Below are 15,092 nucleotides of genomic sequence, written 5' to 3'. Positions count from 1 at the left end.
GCCCGCCAACGTCCACCAGTCGTACGAGGTCTGGGATGACGGGTCGGCGTCTCCAGCGCGCGGCCCCTGAGCGAGGCCGGTTGCGGCAATGAACAACATGTCGGGCCCGGGAGCGAGGGCCATGATGAGCGCGGCCAGACAGAAGGCCGCTGCAACGCCAGGCTCGATCAGCATTTGGCAGCAGAAAAGATCATCATCCCGTCATCGTACGACAGCCCCTCACGACCGAGCCCGTAGCACCTCCAGCACGGCCCGCGTGTCGAGGTAGAACGGCCGCACCTCGGTAATGAGCCCGTCCTTGAACCCGATCCACTGCATGACCGAGGTCTCCAGCTCCCGCCCGCTCTCCCTCGCCCGGAAGACCACGCGGTTGTAGACCGCGACCGCGTTCCCGTCCACAGCGAACCGCTGCTCCAGCATCTCCAGCGACGACCAGGCCCGGCTCATCTCCCCCATGAAGCGTTCAAACCCCTCGTGCCCTGACCACTCACCCCCGTACAGCAAGCACTCCGCCTGATACATCACCACCCCGGGATCCAGATGAGCGGCCATCCCCGAGAAGTCGGCCCGTCCCGCCACGTACTCGGTCTCAGCGGCATAGAACGCCTCAAGCACCGCAAGCGAATCACTCATGCCCACCCAAACCCCGCCCCCACCCCTCCGGTTGCACCGGAACTGTCCGCATCGCGGTCGCCGCACTCGCGGCGACGTTCGTGAACGAGCAGATGACGCGCTGCGCCTCCCGCCACATCGTCCCTGCTGCTCGACTGCTGCTACAGCGGCGCGTTCGAACGAGGCAAGCTCGCGCTCGGACAAGGCTTGTCCGTTGTGTGGTGGCCAGGTCCAGGCGGCACAGGATCAGGCGAATGAACTGGTCGCCGTCCAGCCATGCGGCTGCACGGTGGAACTCCCGCAGTCCGGTGCCATGAGCCGGCCTCCGGTGGAAGAGTCCAAGATCGAACTCACACAGCGGCGTGAGCAGCAGAGGTCCGTCAACCAAGTTGGCGAGCAGTTCGCCGCCGCTACCGTGGATCTGGAATCGGTACTCGGGCCTGGCCGGATGGTTTCTGCTGGTGTTGGCGGCGGGCATTCGGTGGCCGGTAACGGCTTGGAGTCTTTGCCCAGATGTGTTGTCGCCACACGGGCTGGCCGTGATCATTGTGGAGTGAGCGGCGCGGGTGATGACGAGGGCAGCCGCGGTCTGGCTTATGCGGTGGCGACTTTGCTGCTGGGGATCGCTCTCGCGCTGGTGGGGAATCTGGCGACCAGCACCGTGCAGGTAAAGGCATCGTGGTGGGTGCCGACGGTTTGGACAGCGACCGCCCTGCTGGTGGTGGCTGCAGTGGCTCTGCTCGGCGTCAAAACCAGGACAGGGCGGGCGCAACTGCTCCGGGCGCATGCGCTGAACGCGAGCCGACGCGGGCGGCTGCCGAAAGTCCGCACCCTCCCCCAAGGCCCCGATGCGCGGGGCCGCGAACGCGGTAGCCGGGCTGCCTACATCGGCCGGGACGCCGATGACGACATTGACACTGCGCTGTCGCTTCGCCGTGCTGTACTGCTACAGGGGCCTTCGGCATCGGGCAAGACGCGTACCGCCTGGCAGGCCGTATGCCGGCTTGCCGCTGGGCAGCCTGGTCTGCGGGTGCTTGTTCCTGTAGCCCCGGATTCGCTCAGCAAGCTGGCCGAGGCTGACGTGCGGCTGCGCGACACGGTGATCTGGCTCGACGATCTGGAGACCTATCTCGGGCCGGGCCAACTGGACCGCTGGACATTGACGCGGCTGGCCGAAGGCAACGGTGTGTTCATCGTCGCAACCGTCAGGACTCGGGCGTTGGCCGGCGTCAGTGCACCGGACGGCACGCTCAACCGGTCTGCGGCCGAAGTACTCGGGATACTGCGGCCACCGGTCCGGCTGGTGCGGGAGCTGACGAGCACGGAGCTGGAACGGGCTGAAGCGCATCGCGACGACGCGATGATCGACGCTGCGCTGCAGAGCGGCTCGGTGGTCCGGCTGGCGGAGTATCTCGCTGGTGGTGGCGTCGCGCTCGACCGGTGGCGCAGAGGCCAGGACGGCGACCAGCCCGAGGGGGCCGCGCTGGTGTCCGCGGCGGTCTACGCTCGTGCGCTGGGCCACGGCGGTACCTTCACCCAGACTGCACTCGAACGCCTCGCTGCTCACTTCCTGGATGCGCCTCTCGCAAATACGCAGGAGGCGCTGGAGTGGGCGACGATCGTTGAGGACGACATCGTCGCCTGTCTGCGAAGGACCGCGGACGGGCTCTTCCAGCCCTTCGACTACCTCGTCGATCACGTACAGGATGAGCCGTTCGATCTGCCGGAGTCGTTCTGGCGGACCGCACATGACCTGGTCAGCCCTGAGGACGTTCTGCAGTTCGCTGCCACGGCTCTTCAGTTCGGGCACGCCGACCTGGCGGTCGGTGCCCTACGCCGAGGTGTCGCGGAACGTCCAGGCGATAACGCTTTGCTGTTCGCGCTCGGCACGCTGTTGTGGGATCACGGCGATTCCGAGGAAGCCGAACCGTTTCTTCAAGCCGCTGCCGGCCTTCCCGCCGCTGCTAACAACTTGGCTGCTTTGTTCCTGGAGCGCGGGCAGCATGCCGTGGCGGTCGATCTGTTTGCGCGGGCGGCCGAAGCGGGCTCAGCCGAAGCGGGCAACAACCTTGGCTGCCTTCGATTCGACGAGGCCGCCAATGCCGCCGACGCAGAGCGGGCTTTCCGTACTATGGCCAACACGCCGGAGGCGATGAGCAACCTGGCTGTCTTGCTGACGACGACAGGACGCTTCGAAGAAGCCGAGGGCTGGTTCCTCAACGCCCTGTCCTCACACGTTGTCGCGGCTCGCAACAACTACGGGCTGCATCTGGCTGAGATCGGCCTTTTCGAACGTGCCGAAGTCGAGCTGCGTCAGGCTGTCGACATCGGGATGGCGGCAGCGCAGAACAACCTCCGCCAGGTGCTCGATCGGCTTCATGGTGTGGACGATGCCGCGGGTGAGGTCTCGTTCATCCTGCTGGGCGTCCGGACGGCCGCTGACGGGTCGGCCGTCTCCTTCCCGATCCCATACCAGCGGGCATCACGGATCCAAGTGCCTGAGCTGTCCATGGGCAATGGAGCCGACCCGTGGTCCGGGTCACCGGGCCTGTACTCCCGCATCGCCGCAGCCTCGCCTTATCCGGCCAGGCGGCGACGGTCACCTCTGTTCGATCGTTTTCCCTTGGGACTGCTGAGCGAGCTTGCTGATTACAGAAGCAGATGGACAGGGGACACGCATGTTCTCCGCCTCAGGCGTCAGTGGGTAGGACTGCCAGGCGACCAAGTCGTTCATCACCGCGACAGCGATGAGTTCTCCTTCCTGGTGCTCGGCAGCACCGGCGGGGCAGGCGGCCCTTCCCAGTACGCGGTCGTACCCGGCTTGCTGAAAGTCGGCGCTGACACCGACTTCATGATCATTTGCGGGGACGCGCTGCAACCCGCTTCGGACGCCGGTTCGGCCGGGCCGGGCTTCTTCGCCCCCTACCGGGCCTACCAGGCGCCGATCTACGCCGTGCCCGGTGCGCAGGACTGGCGCGACGGCCTGGTCGAGTTCATGGGCGTGTTCTGCGATCGGTCGCTGCAGAGTTCCGGGGACGACCCGGCCCTGGCCGACGCTCGCCGCCTGCGATCCGCCGCCGCCCAACAGGCACTTCAGCCGGGCCCATACTGGATGATCGACAGCCCCGATCTGCGGATCGTCGGGATCGACACCGGCATCGACGGAACGATCGACCGTGACCAGGCGGACTGGCTCCGGCAAGTCTCAACCGGGCCGAAGGCCAAACTGCTGATCACCGCCAATCCCATCTACGCCGACAATCGCCATCGGCCCGGCTACATCGAAGACGGCGGCGGGACCATCGACGACATCGTTCGCGATTCCAACTACATCGCTGTGATCGGCGGAGGCGTTCACAACTACCAGCGCTACCCCGTCCACGTCGTCGATGACGATGCCGGCAGTCGGACAGTGCAGTACCTGGTCGCAGGCGGCTCCGGGGCGTTCATACACGCCACCCACACCATTGGCCGCACCAAGTACGTCCCCGAAGAGACTTTCGACTGCTATCCACTGCGGAGCGATTCCCTGCTCTTCTACAGCCGCATGTACGGCTCGCGCCTACGACGGTTCGGTCTGCGACGTTTCTTCGACCTTGACCGCCGGGAGGCTGCCGCAGTGATCTCACAGCGGCTGAGAACCACGGTGCGTTCCCACCCCGACCACGAAGGTGTCCGCCCGGGCCTCCGAGCCCGCTACATCGCCGCGCTGATGGGCGTTCCACGCGCGCACAGGCGATCTCTCGGCTGGAAGCGACTGCCCGTACGCAAGATCAGCGAACGTTACTTTGTCGAGACCACACAGAACGCCCTGCCCCCATTCTTCAAGAGCTTCCTACGCATCGACGTGACAGCTGACACCCTGCGCGCCCGCTGTTATGGCGTGACCGGCCTTCGCGAACACGAGATCAATCCACCCATCGTCACAGAGTTCGTCATCCCCCTCCGCTGAAAGAAGCGACCTGAAACTCGAGGGGCGCCTCGGCGGCCGAGGCCGCGCCGCCATCACCGCGTCGAGCACGCGCGAAAGCGCATTGGAGAACGGCAAGCTCGTTGACTCAGGCGGCTTGTTGTGGTGGCAAGTCCCCTACCGTACTTGCCTATGTTGTGGGGCTGTCCGGCGCCGGCCAGCTTTCCGCGTCCGGTGCTTGGTACCAGAGGCGTTGCTCATTGGGGCTGACGGTGAGTCCGAACGACTCGACGTCGGGGTGTCCGTGGTCGGTCCACCATTTGTGAGCCTGCTCGACCTGGGTCCAGATGTCGGCTGGTCCGCCGTGTTCGATTTTGGCGGGGGCGGTCTTGGTGGCTTTGGCCCATGATCCGTCCGGGGTGGTGATCTGGGTTGAGTCAGGGCCGGGGAAGGCGTTGATGCCGGGAAGGCGCTGCCATATCAGCAGAGACAAGCCGGGAGTGCGTAGTGCGTCGCTGCCGATCTCGCTGGTCCGTGTGTGCACGGTGGTCGCGTCGATGGGAACCATGTCAGGTGTGCCGGGCCGCGCGACGTCGGGGCGGGTGGACATGAATCCCCAGGTGCACGAGATCAGGGGTCCGCTTGCTGTTCCGTCGTCGGCGACGGTGAGGCGTGCGAGTGCTCCCGCCCACGTCATTCCGCGGGGTCGGATGTCGGCGAGTATGAGCCCACCGGGGTGGGTCTGCTCGACCCACGGGCGTGGCACTTGTTCGGTCGCGACGGTGGCGATGATCCGATCGTATGGTGCTCTCGGGGGGTAGCCCTGAGGTCCGTCGTGCGGGGCGACGGTCGGGGTGTATCCGGCTTGTGCGAGTCGAACCCGTGCGGCGTCGGTCAGTTCCGGGTCTATGTCCACGGTGGTGACGCGCGCGGAGCCGAGTCGTTCGGACAGCAACGCGGCGTTGTATCCGGTGCCAGTACCGATCTCCAGAACGTTCATGCCGTCGTGCACGTTAAGGATGTGCAGCATTCGCAGCATGAGACTGGGGCGGGTGCTGGAGCTGGTCGACCATGCAAAGCCGGGTTGATCGGGGTGTTCTTTGCGTTGCGTCACGAGGGTGTCGTCGGAGTAGGCCAAGTCCAGCCATCGGCGGTCGTCGGCGGTGAGGAGTTGGGGCGGGTCGTCGTCGCTGTAGAAAGTGGGCACGAACACGTGCCGGGGAACGGTTGCGACCACCTGCCGCCATGCCGGATCGGTGGCGATACCTTGCTCGGCAAGCTGGTCGATAAGTGCCGCCGCGTGAGCTTTCCAGTCGTCGGAGTTGGTCATGCGGGTACTCCCGTGAGGGTGTCGGCGATGGCATCGGCGATGGGTGCCCCGGTCTCCTCTTCCAGCCATGCCCATTGCGAGCCGGGGCCGCATTCCAGGAACCACCATGTCCCGTCGCCGGTCACGCTGAAGTCGAATACGCCCAGTTCCAGACCAAGCGTCTTCAGGAAAGCGTGACAAGAGCGAGCGACGTCGACGGGAACGGCGGTGATCTCGTATGTCAGCGTGTCGTACCTGGTCCGGAAGTCTTGACGGGCGTCCGGATCATCGGTGTGTATTGCGACGGCGTGCAGGTGCCCGCCGCCGGTCGCGACCACACGAACATCGTGGGTCTTGGGGATGTTGCCTTGGAAGAGGTGCAACGTTGTGGTGACCCGGTCGTCGATCGTGGTCGGGTCAACGGGGGTCGTGTAGATCAGCTTGACCCGGTCGTCCTCGCTGATCAGCTTGTGCATTGTCGCTTTGTAGACGGCGCCGTCGCCGGAACAAGTGAAGTCGCGAGCGTCGTCGGGGTGGTTGGTGAGCAGGCTCGCCGGAGTGGTGAATCCGCACCGTGCGGCGGTGGCCATCTGAAGCGGCCGATACTCGGCGTCGGCGACCCGCGCAGGATGCGAGACCCAACGGGCGGGGAGCGACATGAACAGTCCGCCGAAACCGAACCGGGCCTCGACGGTGGCGAACCGCCGTTCAGGCTCGCTCAGGCTCTTGGGGAAGGTGAACGGTTGAGACTGGCGGTAGTACACCGCCGTTACATCTTCTAGCCGGACAACCCCGTCAGGGGTGGTGATCTCACCGTGCCAACCATTGAGCCCAAGGCGGGCACTGACGCCGGCTCGGGACGGGAACCATGCCGTGTCGAAGTGCACGACGCGCGCACCTCGCATCGCGAGCGCGTCGGAGACGTACACCGCTTCGCCGTCGTCATGCTCGGCGAGCATGAGCACCGTGTGAGCGTTCATCAATCGGTCACGGTCTCGGTCACAGTGTCCTTGCGGGTCTTGCTGTCGTCGGTGTACTCGGTCGGCTTGTTGACGCTCTTGGTGCTAGTGGGCTTCTCATGCTTGCCCATGAACCGGATCGGGGCGGGGGTGACGGCGTGGTCCATCCCCCAGGGCCTACGGGTCTCAGTGGGTGGTTCCGAGCTGACAGGCACCGTGTGTCCAGGGAGCCCGAGGGGAAAGCGGTCGCGCGGGTTGACCAAGGGGTTCTCGCTCATCGCGAACGGTCCTTCCGTGGGAGGGCGGGAGGTTTCGTGAGTGCCGGAGGCCACGTCCAACGGGGTGGTTCCCTCCGGCCGGACAGGTGAAGACGGATACGGCCGGTAAGCGTGCTGAGACAGCCCGAGTTGGGCGACCTTGCGGCGCGCGACGATCAACGTTGCCTCGACCGGCACCCACCCGCCCGCACCGTTCATGGCCACGGCCACCCCGCCCCCTGCCGTATCGCTGTCGCCAATTCCGCCGGGCTCAGCGCCTCAACGAGCCGCCGCTTGTTGGGGAGCATCGCCCACCACCGGCCCGTGAACCGCCCATACCATGCGGATACCCCGGGGAACTCTCGTTCCAGCCCTCGCACCGCCGCCGTCCGCTCCACTGCCGACATCGCCTGGTGTTCCGTCTCGGTACGTGCCATCTGCGCCGTCACTGGCCGACCTCTCCGAGCGCGGTGCGGAGCTCCGCCGGAGTGTCCGCGTCACACGCGTCGACTTCATTGATCCGATCGGGCGGCAACGGTCCACGCAGCGCCCACCATCGGCGCCGGTTGCTGAGGATGAATCGCCACCCGGGGAAGTCAGCGCGAAGCGCGTCCAAGGCTCGGACGTCGGAGGGGGAGCGCCTACCGGAACTCATGGGCCGTCACCTGCTGTCCACATGTTGTGACTTCTCGTTATCTACTGACGAGAGTGGCCCCGACGACGTACTTTGTCCCGTGTCCAGATGTGTTCTGAGACATCTTGAGACGGAGAGTGTTACGGATGGCGAGGAAGCGGTCACCGGAGGAGCTGCCCAATCCGAAGGCGAGCATGTGGGACTTCATCGCCGTCTACCTGCGCGCTCTTCGAGTCCAGAAGGGACTTTCGGGCGAGGCGCTTGGCCGCGTTCTCAAGGTCAGCAAGGCCAAGGTGTCTCGGATAGAGGTTGGCAAGGAGAGGCTCGACTGGAAACAGGCTGAGATCCTCGACAAGGCGTGGGATACGTGCGATCTGTTCACCCTGCTTGTCTGGTACGCAAGCATCGGACACGATCCGCAATGGTTCGCGCAGTACGTCGAGCTTGAACAACGCGCGGGGATGGCGAAGATCTACGAAGCGAACGTCATCCCGGGTCTCCTCCAGACCGAGGACTACGCGCGGGCGCTGATCCTCTCAGGTATCGAGCCAGATCCCGAGAAGGTCGTGATCGAGCGGATGCAGCGTCAAGAACTCCTCACCAAGAAACCCGCGCCACACCTGACGGTAATTCTTTCCCAGAACGCCATTGAGTGGCCCGTCGGAAGCCCCGAGATCATGAGGGCCCAACTGTCACGCCTACTCGACGTCGCCGAGTGGCAAAACATCGTGCTCCGAGTGGTGCCACGCTCATGGCATGTTGGCGCACACGCTGGGCTGAGCGGCTCCTTCCAGCTCCTCAACGGAGATGACTTCGGAGAGGTCGCCTACACTGAGTCACCGGGAGCCGGACGTTTGGTGTCCTCCCCACCGGACGTTAGGTCGTATGAAATAAGGTACGAGCGCATTAGCGCAAAGGCGCTCATCGAAGGTCCGTCGTCGGACCTCGTCCGCAAGGTGATGGAGGCGTTCACGTGACTGGTCCCGTGTGGCGGAAATCAAGCCGCAGCGGTACTGAGCAATCGGCATGCGTCGAGGTCGCTGGCCTTGCTCCCGCCGTCGCCGTGCGGGACTCCAAAGACCCGGACGGACCCAAGCTGATCATCGACGCCGACTCGTGGCGCGCGCTCACACGCCGGATCAAGGCGAGCCAGCACGACCTGGCCTGACCTACTCCGCCCCCGACGAACTCTCGACCCGTTGCCCAGGTCAGGGGCTTTCGTTGGTAGTCCCTGAGACTCCATGACAGACGAGAACGCCCCGCATGACTCTTCTTGGAGGACGCGGGGCCTATCTCTCTTCCCGAGCCCGATACCTGCGAGCTGAACGTGCGGGACGGGTGACTGGTCAGGTGGCTCAGGTCCGGTCGCCGGGACTATTCGGGTCAGCCGAGGTAGGCGGCTCTTACTGCTGGGTCTTCGCGGATTTGGGTGGGGGTGGCGTCGGCGATGACCTTGCCCAGGTCGAGGACGACGATGCGTTCGCAGGCCTCCATGACGAAGCCGACGTCGTGCTCGACCAGGAGGATGGTGGCGTCCAGGTCGCGGACGACGGCGGCGAAGAGGGCGGCTTGGTCGGCGTCCAGGCCTGAGGTGGGTTCGTCCAGGAGGAGGACGTCCGGGTCGTCGATGATCGCGCGGGCGAGTTCGACCATGCGGCGCTGGCCTATGGGGAGGTCGGCGGCGTAGGCGGTGGAGAGGTCGGCGATGCCGCAGCGGTCGAGGATCTCGAGGGCCTTGGTGCGGCGGGAGACTTCGAGGCGGCGGCGAGTGCGCCAGCCGACGAGGTCGGCGGCCAGGCCTCCGCCGCCGCCGTGCCATTCGACGGCGGCCAGGACGTTGTCGAGGACCGTCAGGCGGCCGAAGACCTGGGGGCGTTGGAAGGTGCGGCGCAGGCCGAGGCGGGATCGTTTGACTGCGCTGGTGGTGGTGACGTCGGCGCCGTTGAGGTGGACGGAGCCGGCGGTGGGGCGGCGGAGGCCGGTGACCACGTCGAAGAGCGTGGTCTTGCCTGCGCCGTTCGGGCCGATGACGCCGCAGGTCTCCCCTTCGGGCACGGTGAAACCCACGTCCGTGAGGGCGTGGACGCCGCCGAAGCGCACGCTGACGCCGGTGATGTCGATCATTGTTCCCCCACTCCTGCGAGGCCGAGGTAGGCGGAGGTCAGCCGCTCTTCGTCGACCTCGGAGCGCGGGCCGGTCCAGGAGATCTGGCCGAGCCGCATGAACGCGACGGTGTCGGCGAGCGCGAGCACCTCGCTGGCCTTCTCCTCGACGACGAGGAGCGCGATGCCCCGGTCGCGGAGTTCGCCGAAGAGCTCGAAGATCTGCTCGACGATGAGCGGGGCGAGGCCGAGGGACGGTTCGTCGGCTATCAGCACGCGCGGTGGTCTCACGAGGGCGGGGGCCAGGGCTAGGATCTGCTGCTCGCCGCCCGAGAGGGCCCCGGCCGGGACGGTGCGGCGGTCGGCCAGATGGGAGAGCCGCTCGTACACCTGCTCGCGGTCGGCGGCGGACGGCAGCCAGGTCGTGAGGTTCTCTTCGACCGTGAGGGACGGGAAGACCCCGCGCCCCTCGGGGGCCAGATAGATGCCCGCGCGAGCCCGTTTGTGTGCAGGCCAGTTCGTGATGTCCTCGCCGTCGAGCAGGACGCGGCCCGCGGTGGGGACCATCGATCCCGCGACTGCGCAGGTCGTGGACTTGCCCGCGCCGTTCGCGCCGAGGAGTGCGACCACCTTTCCGGCCGGGACCGCCAGGTCGACGCCGCGCAGAACGGTGGCGTCGCCATATCCAGCGACGATTCCCTCCAGGCGTAGCACCGCGTCGGGTTGGGCCGGTCGAGGTGTGGCAGGCACGGCCTCGGCTTGTTTCTCGGTGCGTTTGCGGCGGCGGTAGCGGCGTTCGGCCATCTGGGCGAGCACGCCGTCGGGATGCTTGGCGAGGATCATGCCGCCGAGACCGAAGAGGATCATCCCGACGTAGGCGGAGTCGGTGACGTTGTCGAGCACCTCAGGGAACAGCGCCATGATGAGGCCGCCTAGGACGGCGCCGCCGACGCGGCGGACGCCCTGGAGCACGACGACGGCCAGCCAGACGAAGCCGGTCAGCGCGGGCAGGTCGGTGGCGGTGATCTGGCCGTTGAACGTGGCGTACAGGACGCCGCCCAGCCCGGCGATGCCGGAGGCGAGCGCGAAGAGGGTGATCTTGGCTCGGGTCGCGGAGATTCCGACCGAGAGCGCAGCGGTGGGCGCGGAGCGGACGGCGAGGATCGCGCGGCCGGACGCGGATCGTTCCAGGTTGCGGATCAGCAGGCCGACGAGACCGATGACCACCAGGAGGATGACCACGCGCGCGCGAGGGTCGTTGGTATCCGCGAAGCCAAGCGAGAACGCGGGGAGTTTCCAGCCGACGGTGCCGTTGCTGAACGCGTCGATCTGGAACAGCACCTGGTCTGCGAGAAGCGCCAGGGCGAGCGTGGCGAGGGCTAGGACGCGGCCGCCCAGGCGTAGGGCTGGGAGGGCTACGAGGACTCCGGCGGCTACTGCAGCCAGGACTCCGAGGAGGACGGCCAGGGGGAAGGGCAGGCCTTTGCTGAAGGCCAGGCCGGCGGCGAGCGCGGCAAGGGCGGCGAAGCTGGCCTGCGCCAGGTTGACCATGCCGCCGATTCCGGTGACGACGACGAACGAGCAGAAGATGAGGGCGAGGACGAGGCCTTGGGCGACCAGGCCGACCCAATAGTCGTCCCCGACGGTGAACGTCCAGATGAGCAGGGCGACAACCGAGATGGTCCATGGAAGGACGCGGCGCCAGCGCGGCAGGTCGGCTAGATAGTCGGGCGGCGGCGCGTCCTCGGCGATCGAGCCCGCCACGCGGGCCCGGGTCCGGCCGAGGACGAGGAGGCCGCCGAAGAGGAGGATGGCCGGGATGGCCGTGCGGAAGCCCGTCACCTTCTCGGCGAAGTCGGCGTAGCCCGCGACCAGGTTCTGCACGACGCCCAGCGCGAGGCCCGCGGCGAACGTGATCGGGATCGACTGGAGGCGTCCGAAGACGGCGGCGGTCGCGGAGGCGAAGAGCAGGACGGTGAACGCGTTGGAGTCCAGGCCGAGAGCGGGCACGGCCAGCACTCCGGCCAGCCCCGCCAGGGTGGAGCTGAGCATCCAGGCCTGGGCGGACGCGGCGTCGGCGTCGATGCCGCGCAGGGTGGCCAGCCGCCGCCGGTCGACCGTGGCGCGCATGCGCAGGCCCAGCGGCGTGTGCCGCATGACCGCCCACAACGCGACCGCGGCGAGCACGGCGAAGACGAACGTGGTCAGCTGGTCGGAGTCGATCGTCACGCCGCCGAACGGATTCCAGGTCTCCACCGGCCGCGGGCCGAGCCCGCGGGCGGCGGCGCCCTCGGTCACCTTCGGCAGGTCCGCGCCGAAAGTGTCCACGAGCACGTCCACGGTCCACAGGCCGAGGGCCGGGAGCGCGATCGTCAGGCCGATGGTGGCGACGATCTGCGCGGTCTCCCCGGCCGAGGCCAGGCCGCGGAACATCAACCGGTGCAGCGCGTACCCCAGCAGCGGGGCGACCCCGGCGACGGTGACCGGCCCGGCCAGCCACACCGGCCAGCCGAGCCCGGTCGTCAGCTCGAAGAAGACCAGCGCGGTCAGGAATCCGATCGCGCCGTGCGCGAAGTTGAAGACGCCCGTGGCGGAGTACGAGAGTGTCAGCCCGGACGCCATCAGCGCGAAGATCGCGCCGGTGACCAGGCCGCTCAGGACATACCCGACGAGTTCACTCACCCCTGGTCCTTTGCGTCAGAGGGTCGTGTTGTCGTAGCACTTGAGGTTCTGCGCGACCTTGAACGCGCCGCCCTCCAGCCTCACGAGGGCACCGCAGCCGTTGGACTCGGTCTTGCCCGCCGGGTACTGGATGCGGCCGAAGCCCTTGTTCTCGTACGAGAAGCCGTTGGCCGCCTTGAAGAACGAGTCACGGGTGAGGTCCTTGCCCGTCTTCTCAAGCATCTTCAGGAAGACGTCAGCCGACCAGTAGCCGGTGGCGGTGTGCTGGTCGAGCGTCCCGCCGACCTTCTGCACGTCGGCCTTCATCTGCGCGACCTCGGGGGCGTCCGACTCGTACGGCTCGAACTGCGGGGCCGCGTAGACGCCCTCCAGCGCCTGTTTCGTCTGCGGATCGGCCAGGACCTTGGGGTCGTACGAGGTCGCGTCGGTGATGAGGCCCTTGTAGCCCGCCCGCTTCAGCGCCGCGTAGAGCCCGGAGTTGAACTTGCCGCCGGCCATGACCGACACCACCACGTCGGGCGCCTTGCCGCCGGCGCTCTTCATGATCTTGTTGACGTACGGCGACCAGTCCTGCGGCGGCGCCTGCGCGGGCAGCGCGGCCGACGAGCCCGCGATGTCGAAGCCCGAGGCGCTGAACGACTTGGAGATCGTCGAGATGCCGTACTTGCTGGCCGTGGAGTCGGTGGCCTGCACCCAGACCTTCTTGCCCTTGGATCCGCCGAGCTGCGCGGCGACCTGGTTGCCCCACCACGTCTGCGTCTTCTCGCCCGGCTTGGGCGCGAGGCAGCCGTTGAAGCCGAACGCGCTCTCCTTGCCGCACCAGAACGGGCCGGTCGCCCAGCCGAACCACGGCACCTTCTGCTGCTCCAGGAACTCCGCGCCGCCGAACTGCGGCGCGCTGACCGGCAGGACGGCGAACACCTTCTCCTTCTGGACGAGCTTCTTGGCGGCGGCGGCGCCCTTGTCCGGCGTCATCGTGTCGTCCTCGACCCCGACGAACTCGATCTTGCGGCCGTGCACGCCGCCCGCCGCGTTGGCCCGTTCGAACCGGGCCTTGGCGCCGAGCTCGGCGCCGCCGGTCGAGTAGCCGGTGGCGCTGGTCTTGGTGAGCACGCCGCCGACCTTGACCGCCGAATCGGTGACCCCGGCCGAGCCCGATCCCGACGAGGACTCGTTGCTGGTGGCGCACCCGGCCAGCAGTACGGCGGACGCCGCCACCGCCGCCGTCCGAAGTATCGCCGAGGTCGTGAGAACCGATGTCTTCATGTCGCGCCTCCGGGGGTGACAGGCAACACGGACGAGCCGACGGCACCGATGTGACCTAGCGCTCGTTTGGGCGTGAGCGTAAGTTCGACCCGGAGAGCGTGTCAACGATCTCGACCAAGCAAGTGCTTGGTGTTAGCGTGACCTTGGCCGCGCTTCCGGCGGCGCGACACGGAAGGTGAGACGACTTGACGGCATCTCCCGAGGGGGGCCGACCCCCCACACCCCCCGAGCCGACTCCGTCGGCATCAATGACGGTGATGCGCGCGGCGTTGCTGCGGAGGTTCGGCGCTCCGATGGAGATCGCCGAGGTGACGGTCGAGGACCCCAAGGCCGGCGAGGTGCTGGTCAAGGTGGCGGCCTCGGGCGTCTGCGGCTCCGACATCAAGGCCATCGACGGCAAGAGCCCGGTCGTGTCGCATCTGCCCTGCGTGCTCGGACACGAGAGCGCGGGCGTCGTGGAGCGGGTCGGGCCGGGAGTGACCGCCGTGAAGCCCGGCGACCATGTGATCGTCGCGATGAACGGGCCGTGCGGCCGCTGCCGCAACTGCGCCCGCGGCAACGCGCACCTGTGCAGCGGCAAGAGCCGGATGTCCGCGATCATGGGCCTGATGGGCGACGGCACCACCCGCCTCTCGGCCGGCGACGAGGTGGTCCGCCCCTACATCGGCATCGGCTCGTTCGCCGAGAAGGTCGTCGTCGCCGAGGCCATGTGCGTCAAGGTCGCCAAGGACGCGCCGCTCGACCTGCTCGCCCTCACCGCCTGCGGCGTGGTGACCGGCGTGGGCGCCGTGCTCAACACGGCCCGGGTCGAGCCCGGCTCCTCGGTGCTGGTCGTCGGTGCCGGCGGCGTCGGCCTGAACGTGATCCAGGGCGCCGTGCTCGCCGGAGCGACCACGATCATCGCCGCGGACGTCGTCGAGTCCAAGCTGACGCTGGCCGAGGAGTTCGGCGCGACGCACACCGTCCTGTCCGACGACCTCCCCAAGCAGGTGGGTGAGATCGTCCGTGGCGGCGCCGACTACGCGTTCGACGTCACGGGCATCGCCGAGGTGCTGACCAAGGCGTTCGCCGCCACCCAGCCCGGCGGCACCACCGTCATGGTCGGCAGCCCGGCCGCCGGGAAGAACCTGGAGATCCCGCCCGGCCAGCTCTTCGGCTCCCGCCGCCTCATGGGCACCCAGGGCGGCGACGCCACCCCGGCCCGCGACCTGCCGCTGCTCGTGGACCTCTACCGGCGCGGCCGCCTCAACCTCGAAGGCCTGGTGAGCGAACGCGTCCCCCTCGACGCCGTCAACGACGCCGTCGCGCACGTCCGGTCAGGCGCGGTCGCCCGCTCGGTCATCGTCTTCGACTGACCGCCC

The 15,092-nt window shown here is 67.4% G+C and carries 12 protein-coding genes; 4 read left to right on the top strand and 8 right to left on the bottom strand.

The window, feature by feature from the left end:
• Positions 1-219 precede the first annotated feature (219 nt).
• Positions 220-633, bottom strand: a complete 414-nt coding sequence (locus tag ACH34W_RS34765) for a nuclear transport factor 2 family protein (protein ID WP_395965385.1) — start codon at positions 631-633, stop codon at positions 220-222.
• Between the two features lie 532 nt (positions 634-1,165).
• Between ACH34W_RS34765 and ACH34W_RS34760 the strand changes: the two genes are divergently transcribed.
• Positions 1,166-4,564 (top strand): tetratricopeptide repeat protein, encoded by a 3,399-nt coding sequence (locus ACH34W_RS34760; protein ID WP_395965384.1) that lies wholly within the window; start codon positions 1,166-1,168, stop codon positions 4,562-4,564.
• Between the two features lie 148 nt (positions 4,565-4,712).
• Here the strand turns inward: ACH34W_RS34760 and ACH34W_RS34755 are convergent, their stop codons facing one another.
• The 4 genes from ACH34W_RS34755 to ACH34W_RS34740 form a co-directional block, all read right to left on the bottom strand.
• Positions 4,713-5,852, bottom strand: a complete 1,140-nt coding sequence (locus tag ACH34W_RS34755; protein ID WP_395965383.1) for a methyltransferase domain-containing protein — start codon at positions 5,850-5,852, stop codon at positions 4,713-4,715.
• Positions 5,849-6,811 (bottom strand): MvdC/MvdD family ATP grasp protein, encoded by a 963-nt coding sequence (locus ACH34W_RS34750; protein ID WP_395965382.1) that lies wholly within the window; start codon positions 6,809-6,811, stop codon positions 5,849-5,851. Before ACH34W_RS34750 ends, ACH34W_RS34755 begins: the two co-directional genes overlap by 4 nt.
• Positions 6,811-7,068, bottom strand: coding sequence for a hypothetical protein (locus tag ACH34W_RS34745; RefSeq protein ID WP_395965381.1), 258 nt, complete (start codon positions 7,066-7,068; stop codon positions 6,811-6,813). Before ACH34W_RS34745 ends, ACH34W_RS34750 begins: the two co-directional genes overlap by 1 nt.
• Before the next feature lie 424 nt (positions 7,069-7,492).
• Positions 7,493-7,702 carry a hypothetical protein gene (locus ACH34W_RS34740; RefSeq protein ID WP_395965380.1) on the bottom strand — a complete coding sequence of 70 codons (210 nt, stop codon included), beginning with the start codon at positions 7,700-7,702 and terminating at the stop codon, positions 7,493-7,495.
• A gap of 125 nt (positions 7,703-7,827) precedes the next feature.
• Here ACH34W_RS34740 and ACH34W_RS34735 point away from each other — a divergent pair, with 125 nt between their 5' ends.
• Both ACH34W_RS34735 and ACH34W_RS34730 read left to right on the top strand, forming a co-directional pair.
• Entirely contained in the window at positions 7,828-8,658 is an 831-nt protein-coding gene (locus ACH34W_RS34735) for a helix-turn-helix domain-containing protein (RefSeq protein WP_395965379.1), read from the top strand.
• Entirely contained in the window at positions 8,655-8,849 is a 195-nt protein-coding gene (locus ACH34W_RS34730) for a DUF397 domain-containing protein (protein WP_395965378.1), read from the top strand. Before ACH34W_RS34735 ends, ACH34W_RS34730 begins: the two co-directional genes overlap by 4 nt.
• A 215-nt stretch (positions 8,850-9,064) precedes the next feature.
• Here the strand turns inward: ACH34W_RS34730 and ACH34W_RS34725 are convergent, their stop codons facing one another.
• From ACH34W_RS34725 to ACH34W_RS34715, 3 genes are read right to left on the bottom strand one after another with little or no spacing between them, the layout of a single operon-like run.
• Positions 9,065-9,805, bottom strand: a complete 741-nt coding sequence (locus ACH34W_RS34725) for an ABC transporter ATP-binding protein (RefSeq protein ID WP_395965377.1) — start codon at positions 9,803-9,805, stop codon at positions 9,065-9,067.
• Positions 9,802-12,465: an ATP-binding cassette domain-containing protein gene (locus tag ACH34W_RS34720; RefSeq protein ID WP_395965376.1), complete on the bottom strand. Its 2,664-nt coding sequence runs from the start codon at positions 12,463-12,465 to the stop codon at positions 9,802-9,804. The genes ACH34W_RS34725 and ACH34W_RS34720 overlap by 4 nt, the downstream gene beginning before the upstream one ends.
• A gap of 15 nt (positions 12,466-12,480) precedes the next feature.
• Complete coding sequence (locus tag ACH34W_RS34715) at positions 12,481-13,731, bottom strand: ABC transporter substrate-binding protein (RefSeq protein ID WP_395965375.1); 1,251 nt, start codon at positions 13,729-13,731, stop codon at positions 12,481-12,483.
• A gap of 248 nt (positions 13,732-13,979) precedes the next feature.
• Between ACH34W_RS34715 and ACH34W_RS34710 the strand changes: the two genes are divergently transcribed.
• Complete coding sequence (locus tag ACH34W_RS34710; RefSeq protein ID WP_395965374.1) at positions 13,980-15,086, top strand: alcohol dehydrogenase catalytic domain-containing protein; 1,107 nt, start codon at positions 13,980-13,982, stop codon at positions 15,084-15,086.
• Positions 15,087-15,092 lie beyond the last annotated feature (6 nt).

This window comes from Actinomadura sp. 6N118, assembly GCF_044326415.1.
GTDB lineage: Bacteria > Actinomycetota > Actinomycetes > Streptosporangiales > Streptosporangiaceae > Spirillospora.
Note: the sequence above shows the minus strand (reverse complement) of the source record. Positions and strands in the feature narration are given on the sequence as shown.

Excerpts from the sequence above, each read along its gene's own strand:
- ACH34W_RS34755 (WP_395965383.1), bottom strand. The coding sequence starts at position 5,852 with ATGACCAACTCCGACGACTGGAAAGCTCACGCGGCGGCACTTATCGAC.
- ACH34W_RS34710 (WP_395965374.1), top strand. The coding sequence starts at position 13,980 with ATGACGGTGATGCGCGCGGCGTTGCTGCGGAGGTTCGGCGCTCCGATG.
- ACH34W_RS34740 (WP_395965380.1), bottom strand. The coding sequence starts at position 7,702 with ATGAGTTCCGGTAGGCGCTCCCCCTCCGACGTCCGAGCCTTGGACGCG.
- ACH34W_RS34765 (WP_395965385.1), bottom strand. The coding sequence starts at position 633 with ATGAGTGATTCGCTTGCGGTGCTTGAGGCGTTCTATGCCGCTGAGACC.
- ACH34W_RS34745 (WP_395965381.1), bottom strand. The coding sequence starts at position 7,068 with ATGAGCGAGAACCCCTTGGTCAACCCGCGCGACCGCTTTCCCCTCGGG.
- ACH34W_RS34715 (WP_395965375.1), bottom strand. The coding sequence starts at position 13,731 with ATGAAGACATCGGTTCTCACGACCTCGGCGATACTTCGGACGGCGGCG.
- ACH34W_RS34735 (WP_395965379.1), top strand. The coding sequence starts at position 7,828 with ATGGCGAGGAAGCGGTCACCGGAGGAGCTGCCCAATCCGAAGGCGAGC.
- ACH34W_RS34725 (WP_395965377.1), bottom strand. The coding sequence starts at position 9,805 with ATGATCGACATCACCGGCGTCAGCGTGCGCTTCGGCGGCGTCCACGCC.
- ACH34W_RS34750 (WP_395965382.1), bottom strand. The coding sequence starts at position 6,811 with ATGAACGCTCACACGGTGCTCATGCTCGCCGAGCATGACGACGGCGAA.